This window comes from Mesorhizobium sp. B2-1-3, from assembly GCF_006442495.1.
Taxonomy (GTDB): domain Bacteria; phylum Pseudomonadota; class Alphaproteobacteria; order Rhizobiales; family Rhizobiaceae; genus Mesorhizobium.
On sequence record NZ_VFWL01000001.1, the window covers coordinates 143,875 to 157,017 of the forward strand.

Here is a 13,143-nt window from a genome sequence, read left to right on the forward strand (position 1 = left end):
CGGGACCATGGCGCCGGAACTGGTCATTTTCGACTGCGACGGCGTGCTGGTGGACAGCGAGGCGCTGTCGGTCTCGGCACTGCTCGGCATGATCGCGCTTGCCGGCGGCAGTATCGGCGAGGATACGGCCTACGAGCATTTCCTCGGCAAGAGCATGAAAACCGTGTGCGAGATCCTCGCCCGCGACTTCGGCCTGCCCATCACCGATCAGCACCTGACCACGATGCGTGTCGAATTGATGCGCAAATTCCGCGAGGAGCTGAAGCCAATCGCCGGCGTCAAGGAAGTGCTGCCGAGGCTCGGCTTGCCGTTCTGCGTCGCCTCCTCGGGCACGCTCGACCGCATCCGCTATACGCTCGACGTCACCGGCCTGCTCGGATTGATGGAGCCGCATCTGTTCAGTGCCGGCATGGTGGCCAGGGGCAAGCCGGCGCCCGACCTGTTCCTTCATGCCGCCGCCTCGATGCGGGCGCATCCGCGCAAATGCCTTGTGATCGAGGACAGCCCCGCCGGCGTCGCGGCGGCGCGGGCGGCTGATATGCGCGTGTTCGCCTTCACCGGCGGCGCGCATGCCGGCAACCCTGCCCTGAAAGCGCGGCTTGCGTCGAGTGAGCCGGACTTTATATTCGCTGACATGCTGCAATTGCCCGATCTGATTGCAGGCCTGGGAGCGAGAGACAGAGCATCTTGACGAAACAGTTCGTTTGCGCGGTCGATGTCGGCACCGGGAGCGCCCGCGCGGGCATTCTCGACACCAGTGGCACCTTGCTCGGCCGCGCCGAGCACCCGATCGCCATGCACCAGCCGAAGGCCGATCACGCCGAGCATGATTCGCGCGATATCTGGTCAGCCGTGTGCGCCGCGGTGCGTGCGGCCCGCGAAAAATCCGGTGTTGCCGCCGAGGACATTGCCGGCATTTCCTTCGATGCCACCTGCTCGCTGGTCGTGCGCGACAGGCAAGGCGGCCAGCTCAGCGTTTCGGTGACCGGAGAGGAGCGCTGGGACACCATCGTCTGGCTCGATCACCGCGCCATCGCCGAGGCCGACGAATGCACGGCGAGCGGCCATGAGGTGCTCAACTATATCGGCGGCGTCATGTCGCCGGAAATGGCGACGCCGAAGCTGATGTGGCTGAAGCGAAACCTGCCGAAGACCTGGAATGAAGCCGGCTATCTATTCGACCTCACCGACTTCCTGACCTGGCAGGCGACGGGGTCGCTGGCCCGCTCGCAGTGCACGCTGACCGCCAAATGGACCTATCTGGCGCACCGGGAACCCGCATGGCAGCGCGATTTCTTCGAACTCGTCGGCCTCGGCGACCTCTTCGAGCACGGCAATCTGCCCGAAAGAGCCAGTCCGGTCGGCGCTTACATCGGCTCTTTGAGCGCGCAAGCAGCGGCGGAGCTCGGCCTGACGGAGACATGCCGGGTCGGCGCCGGGGTGATCGATGCCTATGCCGGTGCGCTTGGCGTGCTCGGCGGGTTTGCCGGCGACGAGCGGAATATCGGCCGTCATTTGGCGCTGATCGCCGGCACATCCTCCTGCGTCATGGCGATGTCACCCGATCCGCAGCCCTTCGCCGGGGTCTGGGGGCCATACTACGGCGCCGCGCTGCCGAAGCTGTGGCTGTCGGAGGGCGGCCAGTCGGCCACCGGCGCCCTGCTCGACCACATCATCCGCTGGCACGGCGCCGGCGGCGAGCCGAACGCAGCCATGCATGCCAGGATTGCAAGCCGCGTCGCCGAGCTGCGCGCGGCGGAGGGCGATGCCCTTGCCGGCCGGCTGCATGTGCTGCCCGACTTTCACGGCAACCGCTCGCCGCTCGCCGACCCGCATGCGGTCGGCGTGGTCAGCGGCCTTACGCTGGATTCCTCCTTCGACAGCCTGTGCCGACTTTACTGGCGCACCGCCGTGGGCATCGCGCTCGGCGTGCGCCATGTGCTGGAAGCGCTGAACGAGAACGGCTATCTCATCGACACGCTGCATGTCACCGGCGGCCACACCAAAAATCCCCTCTTGATGGAACTCTATGCCGACGCCACCGGCTGCACGGTGGTCGAGCCGCTGGCGGACGAGGCGGTGTTGCTTGGCACAGGCATGGTGGCGGCGACGGCCGCCGGGCTTTTCCCCGACCTCAATGCGGCCTGTCTGGCCATGCAGCAGGGCGGCAGGACCCGCGCCGCCAACCCGGCCGCCGGCGCCCGCTTCGATCGCGACTACCGGATTTTCCTGGAGATGCACCGGCAACGCCAGGCGCTCGACGCGATCCAGTAGAACGCGCCTTACCGTGTCAACAAGGATAGGCCGGACTTGGCATCGAACAGGTGCATATCCGATTCGTCAAACGTATAGCGGACATCGCTGCGGATAGTTGGGCAGACGCGGCTGGGAACGAGTGCGCTGATCTCCTTGCCGCCAAGAGCGAATGTCACCAGTGCATCGTTGCCATGAAACTCGATGAGATCGGCCGTTCCCGCCAGGAAATTTCCGGCGCTGCCGGGGGTCGCGGGCTTGAGATCCGGAGGCCTGATGCCAAGCACCGCCTGCTCGCCATGTTGTAGCTTGAAGCGCGAGCCGTCGAGGGTGAAGACAGTTCCGCCATTGGTCAGCGTCCAGCCATTTTCTTTCCGGGCCACCGTCACACCGATGAAATTCATGTTCGGCGTGCCGATGAAGCCGGCAACGAACAGATTGCCCGGCCGCTCGTAGATTTCCGCCGGCGAGCCGACCTGCTCGATGACGCCGTCCTTGAGCAGCACGATGCGGTCGGCGAGCGTCATCGCTTCGAGCTGGTCATGGGTGACATAGACGGTGGTTGTCTTCAGCGACTGGTGCAGCCGCGCGATCTCGACGCGCATGTGGTTGCGCAGCTTGGCGTCGAGATTGGACAGCGGCTCGTCGAACAGGAAGACTTTCGGCGTCTTGATCATGGCGCGCGCGATCGCCACGCGCTGCTGCTGGCCGCCGGAAAGCTCGGCCGGCTTGCGGCCGAGATAGGGTTCCAGCCCGAGCGTCCTCGACACCGCTTCGACCCGCTTCTGGATCTCGGCCGCCGGCACTTTCTGGCGCCGCAGCCCGAAGGCGATGTTGTCGAAGATCGTCATGTGCGGGTAAAGGGCATAGTTCTGGAACACCATGGCGATGCCGCGGTCGCCCGGATCGAGATCGTTGACCACCTTGCCGCCGATCGAGACCTCGCCGCCGCTGATGTCCTCCAGCCCCGCCAACATGCGCAGCAAGGTCGACTTGCCACAGCCGGACGGGCCGAGGAACACGACGAACTCGTGCTCCTCGATCGAGAGATTGAGGTCGCGGATGACCGTCGTGGTGCCATAGGCCTTGTCGACATGGGAACAGGTGATCGCGGACATGGTCAGCCCTTTTCGCCGCTGAGCAGGATCTGCAGCTTGACGTCCTGCGGATGCGCTGCCGCCGCCCGCTCGAAAGCCTCGATGCTGTCGGAGAAGGGATAGGTGCCGGTGATCAGCGGCTTGAGATCGACCTTGCCGGAAGCGATGAGCTGCAAGGCGCGGTCGAAGATGTTGGCATAGCGGAACACGGTTTCGATGCGGACTTCCTTCGATATGGCCGCCGGCACGTTGAGCGCTACCGGCTCCACCGGCAGCCCGACGAGCACCACCGCGCCGCCAGGGCGCACGACGTCGAACAAATCAGCGAAGGCCTTGGGGCTGCCGCTGGCCTCGAAGACGATGTCCGCACCCCAGCCGTCGGTGGCCGCGCGCACCGCATCGACCAGCGGCTGCTCGCCCATGTTGACCGGAACGACGCCGGGATAGCGCCCGGCAATTTCGAGCTTGGGCGCGGAGAAGTCGGAAATCAGCACTTTCGAGCAACCACCGGCCAGGGCGGCCAGCGCGATCATGATGCCGATCGGGCCACAGCCGACGACAGCCGCCACGTCACCCGGAACGATGCGCGCGCGCGCCGCCGCCTGCATGCCGATGGCGAAAGGTTCGACCATCGCCCCTTCGGCGAAGGAGACGTTGTCGGGCAGCCTGTAGGTGAACGCCGCCGGATGCACGGCTTGCGGCGCCAGAATGCCGTGCACCGGCGGCGTCGCCCAGAAGGTGACGTCCGGGTCGACATTGTAGATGCCGAGTTTTGTCGCCCGCGACGACAGGTTCGGTACGCCCGGTTCCATGCAGACGCGATCGCCGACCTTCAGCGTCCGGACATTGGCGCCGATCTCGACGATCGTTCCGGACGCTTCGTGGCCGAGCACCATCGGCGCGCGCACGACATAACTGCCGATGGCGCCATGGGTGTAATAATGCACGTCGCTACCGCAGACGCCGACCGTGTGGATGGCGATCCTGACGTCGTCCGGCCCGACCTCGAGCGGCAACGCGATTTCGCGCAGCGACAGCTCGCCCTTTTTCTCAAGCACCAGTGCCCGCATCGTGTCGTCCTCGCTTCAAGTCTTTTTTTGCCGGAAAACGGAATTCAGGAAGCCGCTGAGCACGCCGAGAAACAACAGCGGCGGCAGCGACAAAAGCACGACCGAGGCGTTCAGGATTCCCCATGGCACGTTCATGCCTTGCTGGGAGAGTTCCGAGGCGACGATCGGCAAGGTCTTGGCGTTGGAGCTCGACAGCATCAGCGCGATCAGGAACTCGTTCCAGACCAGCACGAAACTGAAAGCCACCGCACCGATCAGCGAACGCGCCGCGACCGGCAGCGCAATCCTCCAGAACACCGAATAGGCGCCGTAGCCATCGACGAAGGCGGCTTCCTCGACCTCCTTCGGCACGGCCTGGAAGGCAGGAATGGCGAGCCACATGATCACCGAGATGGTGAGCAGGCAATAGGTGACGATCAGCGCGGCGAGCGTGTCGTAAAGCCCGAGCTGAAGCCAGATCACCATCAGCGGGATGGCGACCGCCACCGGCGGCAGGAAGCGAAGCGACAAAACGAAGAACTGGATGTCGCCGGCCCAGCGGTTCGGGTAGCGCGCCACCGCGTAAGCCGCCGGCAGGCCGAGCACCACGCCGATCAGCACCGCGCAACCGCAGGCGACGACCGAATTGTAGAGGCCGGTCATGACGCTGTCGCGGCCGACGATATAGCTGATGTTGGCCAGCGTCGGCGTGAACACCAGGCGCGGGACGCGGGTGATGATGTCGACATTGTTCTTCAGCGAATTGAGCGCCGTCCAGAGCAACGGAAACACGGCCATGAAACCGGCAAACGCCAGCACGGTCTTGCCGATCAGGCGGCCAGGTCTCATGCGATATGACCTCATGCCTGCACCCGCCTCCACAGCATGGTGAATGTGATGACCGTGGCGATCATCATCAGCACCGCCATCGCCGAGGCGTAAGAGACCTTGCCGGACTCGATGAAGCCTTGCGAGAAGGCGTACATGTCGAGCGTCTCGGTTGCCACGCCCGGACCGCCGCGGGTCATCACATAGATCAGATCGAAGGAGCGCAGCGATTCGATCATCTTGACGAACATCAGGCTGACCAGCGGCGCCTTCAGCATCGGCAAGGTCACATAGGCGTGGATCTGCCAGCGTTTGGCATGGTCGAGCCGGGCCGCCTCGATCGGCTGCGGCGGCAGCGTTTCCAGGAGCTTCAGCACGATGACGGCGAAGAACAGGCCCCATTGCCAGACATCGACCGAAGCGACGGCGAACAGCGCCGTCGACGGCTTGGACAGCGGATCGAAGATCAGCCCACCGGTCAGCAGCCGGTAGGGGTAAGTGGCGATGCCGTAGAGCGGATGATAGGCGAACTTCCAGACGAAGGCCGCCGAGACGCGCGGCAGCAGGACCGGGATGATGAACAGCAGACAGTAGATGTTGCGCAGGCGCGGCGACGCGACCTCGAACATCAGGACGCCCAAGCCGATGGCGACCGTCATTGTCGCGATGACCGTGACGAATTCCCATTTCACCGACACCCAGACGGCGTTGAGAAAGCGGCGGTCGATGAACAGGTCGGCGAAATTCGAGAACCAGACATAGGAATAGGCTGTCGAGCTGAGTTCACGGTTCTGCAGGGCGATGACGACCGCGTAGAGCGTCGGCACCATCGACAGCACCAGAAGGATGGCGAGTGTCGGCACGACGAAGGTGACCGGCAGGGATGAGCGGCGCGGCATCTGTCTACCTCTGCTGCGTCTCGAACGATTGAGCATGACTGACCTTTCGCGCGAAGGCTGGCTCAAACCGCAATGATGAACCAAGACCTGCGGCGCACAGGTTCCGGCGCTCCACCGAATGCCGTGGACCGCGCGCCGCAGGGGGAGGATGGCTTATTTCTTCACCAGCTCGTTGGCATAGGCCTCCAGTTCGTTGAGGCCGCCCTTGATGTCGGTGCGGGTGCCGGTGACCAGTTCCTCGAGGATGATACCCCAGCGGTCGCCGAGATCGGGCCAGCGCGGGTCCTGCCAGAAATTGACCGCCGTGACCTTGCCGGTTTCGGCCAGTGCCTGGCCGAGATCGGCGCCGTAAATATCGGCGAATTCCTTGCTGGCCAGGATGCTGGTGCGGTTCAGCTCGCCGAACTGGTGGGCGTCGAGCCGGCGCTTCTCGTTTTCCTTCGATGTTGCCCAGGCGATGAACAGGCCGGCGCATTTCTTCGACGCGTCGTCGGCATTGGCCTTCGTCGCGATGGCGAGGCCATGGCCGTAACCGCCGCCCGGCAGTGGCGACGGCGGCGGCAGGAAACCTATGTTGCCGACGACCTGCGAGGTCTTCGGGTCGACCGCCATGCCCGACAGCGGCGTCGATTCGACCAGGATCGCGACCTGGCCCGACAGGAAGGCGCCGGTCGATTCATCCCAGCTGCCGGTCTGCGTGCCGGGCGCCGAATCCTTGAACAGTTTCAGGTAGGTCTCGGTCGCCTTGACCGCGGCGTCGGAATTGAAGACCGGCTTGTCGCCGTCGAACCACTGGCCGCCATAGGCCTTGAAGAACGGCATCCAGCGCCAGACATTGGCGCCCGAACCGCGCGCGCCGCGCAGCGCGATGCCATACATGCCCTTGTCCGGATTGGTCAGCTTCGGCACGTCGGCGATCAGCTCGTCGAGCGTCTTCGGCGGCTGGATGCCGGCTGCCTCCAGCACGTCCTTGCGATAGACCATCAGGTCGCCGCCGCCGGTCAGCGGCGCGAACCAGACCTTGCCATCATAGGTGGCGACCTTCTGGCGGCCCGGATCGAAATCGGCATAGTCGTAGTCGGCCGGATAATAATCGCTCAGCGGCACGATCCATTTCGAGGACGCGAACAGCGCGACATTGGCTTCGTCGACATAGTAGACGTTGTAGTTGCCGACCGTGGACGCATCGGCGCGCGATTTTGCGCGGCGGTCGTTCTCGTTGAGGTAATCGATCTGGAAGCCGGCGCCGGCAAGCTTCTCGAACTCGGCCTTGGAGTCCTCCAGAAGCGTCAGGCCGTCACGTGGTTGCGCCAGCACCTTGACCGGCGCCGAGCAGACCGGCGCCTGCGCCAAAGCGATGGTGGAAACGGTAGCGGAAAGCATGAAAGCTGCACCAAGGCTGGCAGCGAGCCCAATTGGTTTCATTATTTTCTCCTCCAGGAACACGTCGCAGGAAGCGGACGTCCTCGGCTTGCGCGATCCTCACCATCGCCCGAGCGACTTGCCACCCATCGCCAAAATGCGGAGTTGCAGCGGCTCGCGCTAGAAGCCCCGTTGCAGAAGACCTGTACTTTTATGCATTGTGCGGCGCAAAAACCGGCATCCCGTTGCGGCCAATCTCACATGAGTATCGATCGGACTCGGGGGCGGTGGTTTTTAGGGCGTGCTTACGCGCGCATCGCCAGCCGCTGCCGCGACAGCTTGCGATAGGATGACGGCGTCATCTTGTGCTTGCGCATGAAGGCGCGGTTGAAATTGGAGATGTTCATGTAGCCGACCTGGAAACAGATGTCGGTGATCGGAATATCGGTATCGGCCAGCAGCTTGCAGGCCTGCCAGAGCCTCAGCTTGGCAAGGTGGTCACTGAAGGAATTGCCGGTGTTCTTCTGGAAGAAGCGCGAGAATGTGCTCTCGGTCATTCCCGCGAGCGCCGCCACATCAGGCAGCTTCAGATCCTCGGCGAAATGCTGGAACAGATAGGTCAGCGTGCGCTGGATGATGTCGAGCGAGGCGGCATCGAGAACCGGGGAGAAATCCGGCGAGGACAACAGCTCGTATTCGTCGGTCCTGGCGAGGAGATCGACGAGATTCAGGAACAGGCAGAACCTGGTTAGCCCGCTGGCCTCCCCCATCCGTTCCATCAGCTCGGCGCCTTCCAATGCCGTGCGGCCATGAAAAACCATACCGCGCAGCGACCGCTCCAGGAACGGCTCCAGTTCGCGCAGTTCGGGCAACAGGCCAGCCGAGCCGCGCAGCCTCTCGGCATCGAACTGGAGGACGATGTCGCGGCCTTCGATCAGCTCGCCCGGCTGCACCGCCGTCACCCAATCATGCGGCAGCCCGCCGCCGACGATGGTCAGATAACCCGGCCCGAACTCGCCGATGTGGTCGCCGACCAGCACCACACCGGAGGATTTTCGCAAGAGGTGGATTTCGTACTCCGGATGGAAATTCCAGACATTGCGCTCCCAGGGATAGTCGTCCAGCCGCCACAGGAAACTGTCGCTCGCCTCGGTGACGATATGTTCGAAGGCCGGCGCCGTGCGAAGCGTCGCAACCGGATTCCTTCTGCGCCTGAACTGCATCCTGCCTCCTGCAAATTTGGGTTCCGTGGCACCTCGCTCGTCCTTGCAATGCGTAGCAGCCTTGGGGCCATGTGTGAAATGGGCCGTCGGAGAGCGTCGGTCACGAGGCTTCAGCGTCATCGGCGATCCGACTGGATCAATCCGTTCCCGCCCCTCCTCCCTTGCCTTCATGTCGCGTTTCGTACAAAAGCTGACGTAAACGCCGCGAAACCGAAGGTCTCGCCGTTTGCAATGCGGCTTCCGGCTTTTTTGCCGATGCGCCGCGACCTTGAAAGAGCGGAACAATGTCTGCGATCGAAGCCGGCGCTCGCGCGCCGGAAAATCTTTGGCGTCAGGAAATCAGGGCGACGCTGGCGCTCGCCTGGCCGATGGTGCTGACCAATCTCGGCCAGACCGCCATGACGGCCACCGACGTCATGATGATGGGCAGGCTGGGGGCGGACACGCTGGCCAGCGGCGCGCTTGGCGCCAATCTCTATTTCATGCCGCTGATCTTCGGCCTCGGCCTGATGCTGGCGACCTCGCCGATGATGGCGACCGAGCTCGGCCGCCGCCGCCATTCGGTGCGCGACCTGCGCCGCACCGTGCGCCAGGGCCTGTGGCTGGCGATCCTCATCTGCATTCCGATCTGGATCTTTCTCTGGCACGGCGAGAACGTGCTGCTCGCCATGGGCCAGGAGCCCGCTCTGGCGCACAGCGCCGGCATCTATCTGCGCTGGCTGGAATGGGCGGTGCTGCCCTTCTACGGCTATATCGTGCTGCGTTCCTTCATCTCGGCGCTGGAGCGGCCGGGCTGGGCGCTGATCATCGTCTTCGTCGCCGTCGCCTGCAACGCGCTCTTCAACTGGGTGTTCATGTTCGGCAATCTCGGCGTCCCGGCCATGGGCATATCAGGCTCGGGCCTTGCCACCTCGCTGTCCTCAACGCTGATGTTCGTCGGCATGGCCGCCGTGGTGATGTGGGAGAAGAAATTCAGGCGCTATCATCTGTTCGGCCGCTTCTGGCGGTCCGACTGGCCGCGCTTCAAGGGCCTGCTGCGGCTCGGCCTGCCGATCGCCGGCATCCTGGCTTTCGAGGTGACGATCTTCAACGCCGCGGCGCTGCTGATGGGCCTGATCGACGCGGATTCGCTTGCCGCGCACGCCATCGCCATCCAGATCGCGTCGATCTCCTTCATGGTGCCGCTCGGCCTCAACCAGGCGGTGACGGTGCGCGTCGGGCTTGCGCATGGCGCCGGCAATCCGGAAGGCGTCTCGCGCGCCGGCTGGACCGCCTTCGTCATCGGCGTCTCGTTCATGGCCCTGATGGGCCTGGTAATGATCCTGTGGCCGCATCTCCTGATCAGCGCCTTCATCGACCTGGCCAATCCGGCCAATGCCAGGGTGATCACGCTTGCCGTATCGTTCCTGGTCTTCGCGGCCCTGTTCCAGGTCTTCGACGGCGCGCAAGCGGTTGCCGCCGGCATGCTGCGCGGCCTGCACGACACCAAGGTGCCGATGATCTATGCCGCCATCGGCTACTGGGGCGTCGGCCTGCCGCTGGGCGTGCTGCTCGCCTTCCCTTTCGGCTTCCATGGCGTCGGCATCTGGATCGGGCTGTCCAGCGGACTGGCGGTGGTGGCGGCGTTGCTTCTGGCGCGCTGGCTACGGCGGGATCGCCTCGCGCCGCCGCTGGTGTTCGAACACTGATGCAGAGGGCCGCCGGGTTGTCCGGTGGCCTTTCCGTCATTGTCGGCGTCAGCTGTTTTTGAGCGCCGGGCTGAACACCATCAGGCTCAGTATTTCGAACAGCACCTGGGCGCCGGCATGCGCGGTGTTGGTGGTCGCATCATATTGCGGCGCCACCTCGACCACGTCGCCGCCGACGATGTTGAGGCCTTTGAGGCCGCGCAGCAGTTCGAGCACTTCCCGCGTCGTCAGGCCGCCGACTTCCGGCGTGCCGGTGCCCGGGGCGAAGGCCGGATCGACGCTGTCGATGTCGAAGGAGACATAGGTCGGGCCGTCGCCCACGATCCTGCGCGCCTTCTCGATGATGGCGGGGATGCCGAGGCCGGTCACCTCCTCGGCATGGACCACGGTCATGCCGGACTCGTAGGTGAACTCCCACAGATATTCGGCCGAACCGCGGATACCGATCTGAATGGTGCGCGTCGGATCGAGCACGCCATCGAGCACCGCGTTGCGGAATGGGCCGCCGTGGTGGAACTTGGTCATGTCGAACAAGCCGCTTGTATCGCAATGGGCGTCGATGTGGATGAGGCCGACCGGGGCCTTCTTGCCGACGGCCTTCAGGATCGGATGGCTGATCGAATGGTCGCCGCCGACCGACAATGGAATGACGCCGGCATCGACGATCTGGTTGGTGCGGCGCTCGATGTCCTCATGGCAGGTCTCTAGCCGGTAGCGGCTCTGGAACGGCACGTCGCCGATGTCGGCGACCCTGAGCTCATGCGTCGGTGCGCATTCCAGCACGTGATTGTAGGGGCCGATGCGCTCGATGGCGCGCAGCGCCCGCGGCCCGAAGCGGGAGCCCGGCCGGTTGGTGACGCCGAGATCCATCGGCACGCCTGTTATCGCCACCTGCAAATCGCCGAAATCCGGGTTGTCGGCCGATATTTCGCGATAGGGCGCGGCGAGGAAGGTGGGGATACCGGAATAGGGCGCCAGCCGCGTGCCTGACTTGGAGAATATCTTGTCGGCGACCTTGCGGAACTTCGGGTCGAACATCTCGCCGCCATGGCTCTCGCCATATTTGCGGCGCAACGCGTCGAGCTTGCCGCTGTCATAACCCATGTCGGTTTTCTCCTGTCTGTCTCTCCGGAGTGTCCGGTAGCGCTTTGGAAAAATCAATTGCGTTCGGACGGGTTGGCTGCCGCAGGTCTTTCTTTTTGTCGGGCCAGCCTGAAACCGGGCAGCGCTTTTGCCAATTCGATGCTATGAGGCCTGTCGCGATCATGGGCGTCAGGCAGCGAAGGCGGTAACGAGACATGGCCAGGACCGATATTGCGCGGCGCGTCTACAACCATACCTGGAAGCTCGACCCGATCGTGCGCAGCCTGCTGGACACGGATTTCTACAAGCTTCTGATGCTGCAGATGATCTGGGGCATGTACCCCAAGGTCGACGCCACCTTTTCGCTGATCAACCGCACCACTTCGGTGCGGCTGGCCGAGGAGATCGACGAGGGCGAGTTGCGCGAACAGCTTGACCACGCCCGCACCTTGCGCTTCTCCAAGAAGGAGATGATCTGGCTGGGGGGCAACAATTTCTATGGCCGCAAGCAGATCTTCGAGCCGGAATTCCTGGCCTGGCTGGAAAATTTCCGGTTGCCCGAGTACGAGCTTTCCAGGCGCGGCGGGCAGTATGAGCTCTCCTTCAGCGGCCCGTGGATGTACACCACGCTGTGGGAGATTCCCGCGCTCGCCATCATCAACGAATTGCGCTCGCGCGCCGCCTTGCGGTCGTTCGGGCCTTTCACGCTCGACGTGCTCTACGCCCGCGCCAAGGCCAAGATGTGGGCCAAGACCGAACGGCTGAAGGCGCTGCCCGGCATCCGTATTTCCGACTTCGGAACGCGCCGGCGCCATTCCTTCCTGTGGCAGCGCTGGTGCGTGGAAGCGCTGAAGGAAGGCATCGGCGAGGCTTTCACCGGCACCTCCAACGTGCTTCTGGCCATGGACAACGACCTCGAGGCGCTGGGCACCAATGCGCATGAACTGCCGATGGTGTTCGGAGCGCTGGCCAATTCGGAAAAGGAATTGAAACAGGCGCCCTACAAGGTGCTGCAGGATTGGCAGCGCTACTATGGCGGCAATTTGCTGATCGTGCTGCCCGACGCCTTCGGGACGGCTTCCTTCCTGCGCGACGCGCCGGATTGGGTGGCCGACTGGACCGGCTTTCGCCCCGACAGCGCGCCGCCGATCGAGGGCGGCGAGAAGATCCTGTCCTGGTGGCGCGAGAAGGGCAAGGACCCCAGGCAGAAGTTGCTGATCTTCTCCGACGGGCTCGAGGTCGAGACCATCGAGGAGACCTACCGCCACTTCAAGGGCAAGGTGCGCATGTCCTTCGGCTGGGGCACGAACCTGACCAATGATTTCGAGGGCTGTGCGCCTACGGCGACCGACAGCCTCGACGCCATATCGCTGGTCTGCAAGGTCACCGAGGCCAACGGCCGGCCGGCCGTGAAGCTCTCGGATAATCCAGCCAAGGCGACGGGTGACCTCAAGGAGATCGAGCGGTATCTGCGCATCTTCGGTGAAAAGGACCGGGTGGAGCAGTTGGTCAAGGTGTGAGGGCACGACCGGTGCTTCCGGCATCGCCATACGAGACGGCAAAGTCGGATAGGCTGAGTTCCTTGGCGCCCCCCTCTGTCCTGCCGGACATCTCCCCCTCAAGGGGGGAGATCATGCTGTCATCTTCGTCTTCGCGAACCT

General features: G+C 64.0%; 11 protein-coding genes. 4 read left to right on the top strand and 7 right to left on the bottom strand.

Features of this window, described 5'->3' with window-relative positions:
• Positions 1-7 precede the first annotated feature (7 nt).
• A complete protein-coding gene (locus FJ973_RS00765) occupies positions 8-691 on the top strand; it encodes an HAD family hydrolase (protein ID WP_140554607.1) in 684 nt (227 codons plus the stop codon).
• Positions 688-2,274: an FGGY-family carbohydrate kinase gene (locus FJ973_RS00770; RefSeq protein ID WP_140554608.1), complete on the top strand. Its 1,587-nt coding sequence runs from the start codon at positions 688-690 to the stop codon at positions 2,272-2,274. Before FJ973_RS00765 ends, FJ973_RS00770 begins: the two co-directional genes overlap by 4 nt.
• Before the next feature lie 8 nt (positions 2,275-2,282).
• On the opposite strand, the gene ugpC is transcribed toward FJ973_RS00770, so the two are convergent.
• The 6 genes from ugpC to FJ973_RS00800 all read right to left on the bottom strand — a co-directional run bounded on the left by ugpC (position 2,283) and on the right by FJ973_RS00800 (position 8,711).
• The gene (ugpC, locus tag FJ973_RS00775; protein ID WP_140554609.1) at positions 2,283-3,371 is read right to left on the bottom strand and encodes a sn-glycerol-3-phosphate ABC transporter ATP-binding protein UgpC; all 1,089 of its coding nucleotides are present in this window, start codon (positions 3,369-3,371) and stop codon (positions 2,283-2,285) included.
• A gap of 2 nt (positions 3,372-3,373) precedes the next feature.
• Complete coding sequence (locus FJ973_RS00780) at positions 3,374-4,420, bottom strand: NAD(P)-dependent alcohol dehydrogenase (RefSeq protein ID WP_140554610.1); 1,047 nt, start codon at positions 4,418-4,420, stop codon at positions 3,374-3,376.
• Between the two features lie 15 nt (positions 4,421-4,435).
• Positions 4,436-5,248 carry a carbohydrate ABC transporter permease gene (locus tag FJ973_RS00785; protein ID WP_140491365.1) on the bottom strand — a complete coding sequence of 271 codons (813 nt, stop codon included), beginning with the start codon at positions 5,246-5,248 and terminating at the stop codon, positions 4,436-4,438.
• 11 nt (positions 5,249-5,259) lie between these two features.
• Positions 5,260-6,126 (bottom strand): sugar ABC transporter permease, encoded by an 867-nt coding sequence (locus FJ973_RS00790; RefSeq protein WP_140554611.1) that lies wholly within the window; start codon positions 6,124-6,126, stop codon positions 5,260-5,262.
• Positions 6,127-6,279: 153 nt separating this feature from the next.
• Positions 6,280-7,509 (bottom strand): extracellular solute-binding protein, encoded by a 1,230-nt coding sequence (locus FJ973_RS00795; protein ID WP_246675821.1) that lies wholly within the window; start codon positions 7,507-7,509, stop codon positions 6,280-6,282.
• 284 nt (positions 7,510-7,793) lie between these two features.
• The gene (locus tag FJ973_RS00800) at positions 7,794-8,711 is read right to left on the bottom strand and encodes an AraC family transcriptional regulator (RefSeq protein ID WP_140554613.1); all 918 of its coding nucleotides are present in this window, start codon (positions 8,709-8,711) and stop codon (positions 7,794-7,796) included.
• 284 nt (positions 8,712-8,995) lie between these two features.
• Here FJ973_RS00800 and FJ973_RS00805 point away from each other — a divergent pair, with 284 nt between their 5' ends.
• On the top strand, positions 8,996-10,399 hold the full coding sequence (locus FJ973_RS00805) for an MATE family efflux transporter (protein ID WP_140554614.1): 1,404 nt from the start codon (positions 8,996-8,998) through the stop codon (positions 10,397-10,399).
• Positions 10,400-10,447: 48 nt separating this feature from the next.
• Here FJ973_RS00805 and speB read toward each other — a convergent pair whose 3' ends face one another.
• Positions 10,448-11,503 (bottom strand): agmatinase, encoded by a 1,056-nt coding sequence (gene speB / locus FJ973_RS00810; protein WP_140554615.1) that lies wholly within the window; start codon positions 11,501-11,503, stop codon positions 10,448-10,450.
• A gap of 194 nt (positions 11,504-11,697) precedes the next feature.
• Between speB and pncB the strand changes: the two genes are divergently transcribed.
• Entirely contained in the window at positions 11,698-13,002 is a 1,305-nt protein-coding gene (pncB, locus tag FJ973_RS00815) for a nicotinate phosphoribosyltransferase (RefSeq protein WP_140554616.1), read from the top strand.
• Positions 13,003-13,143: the final 141 nt, after the last annotated feature.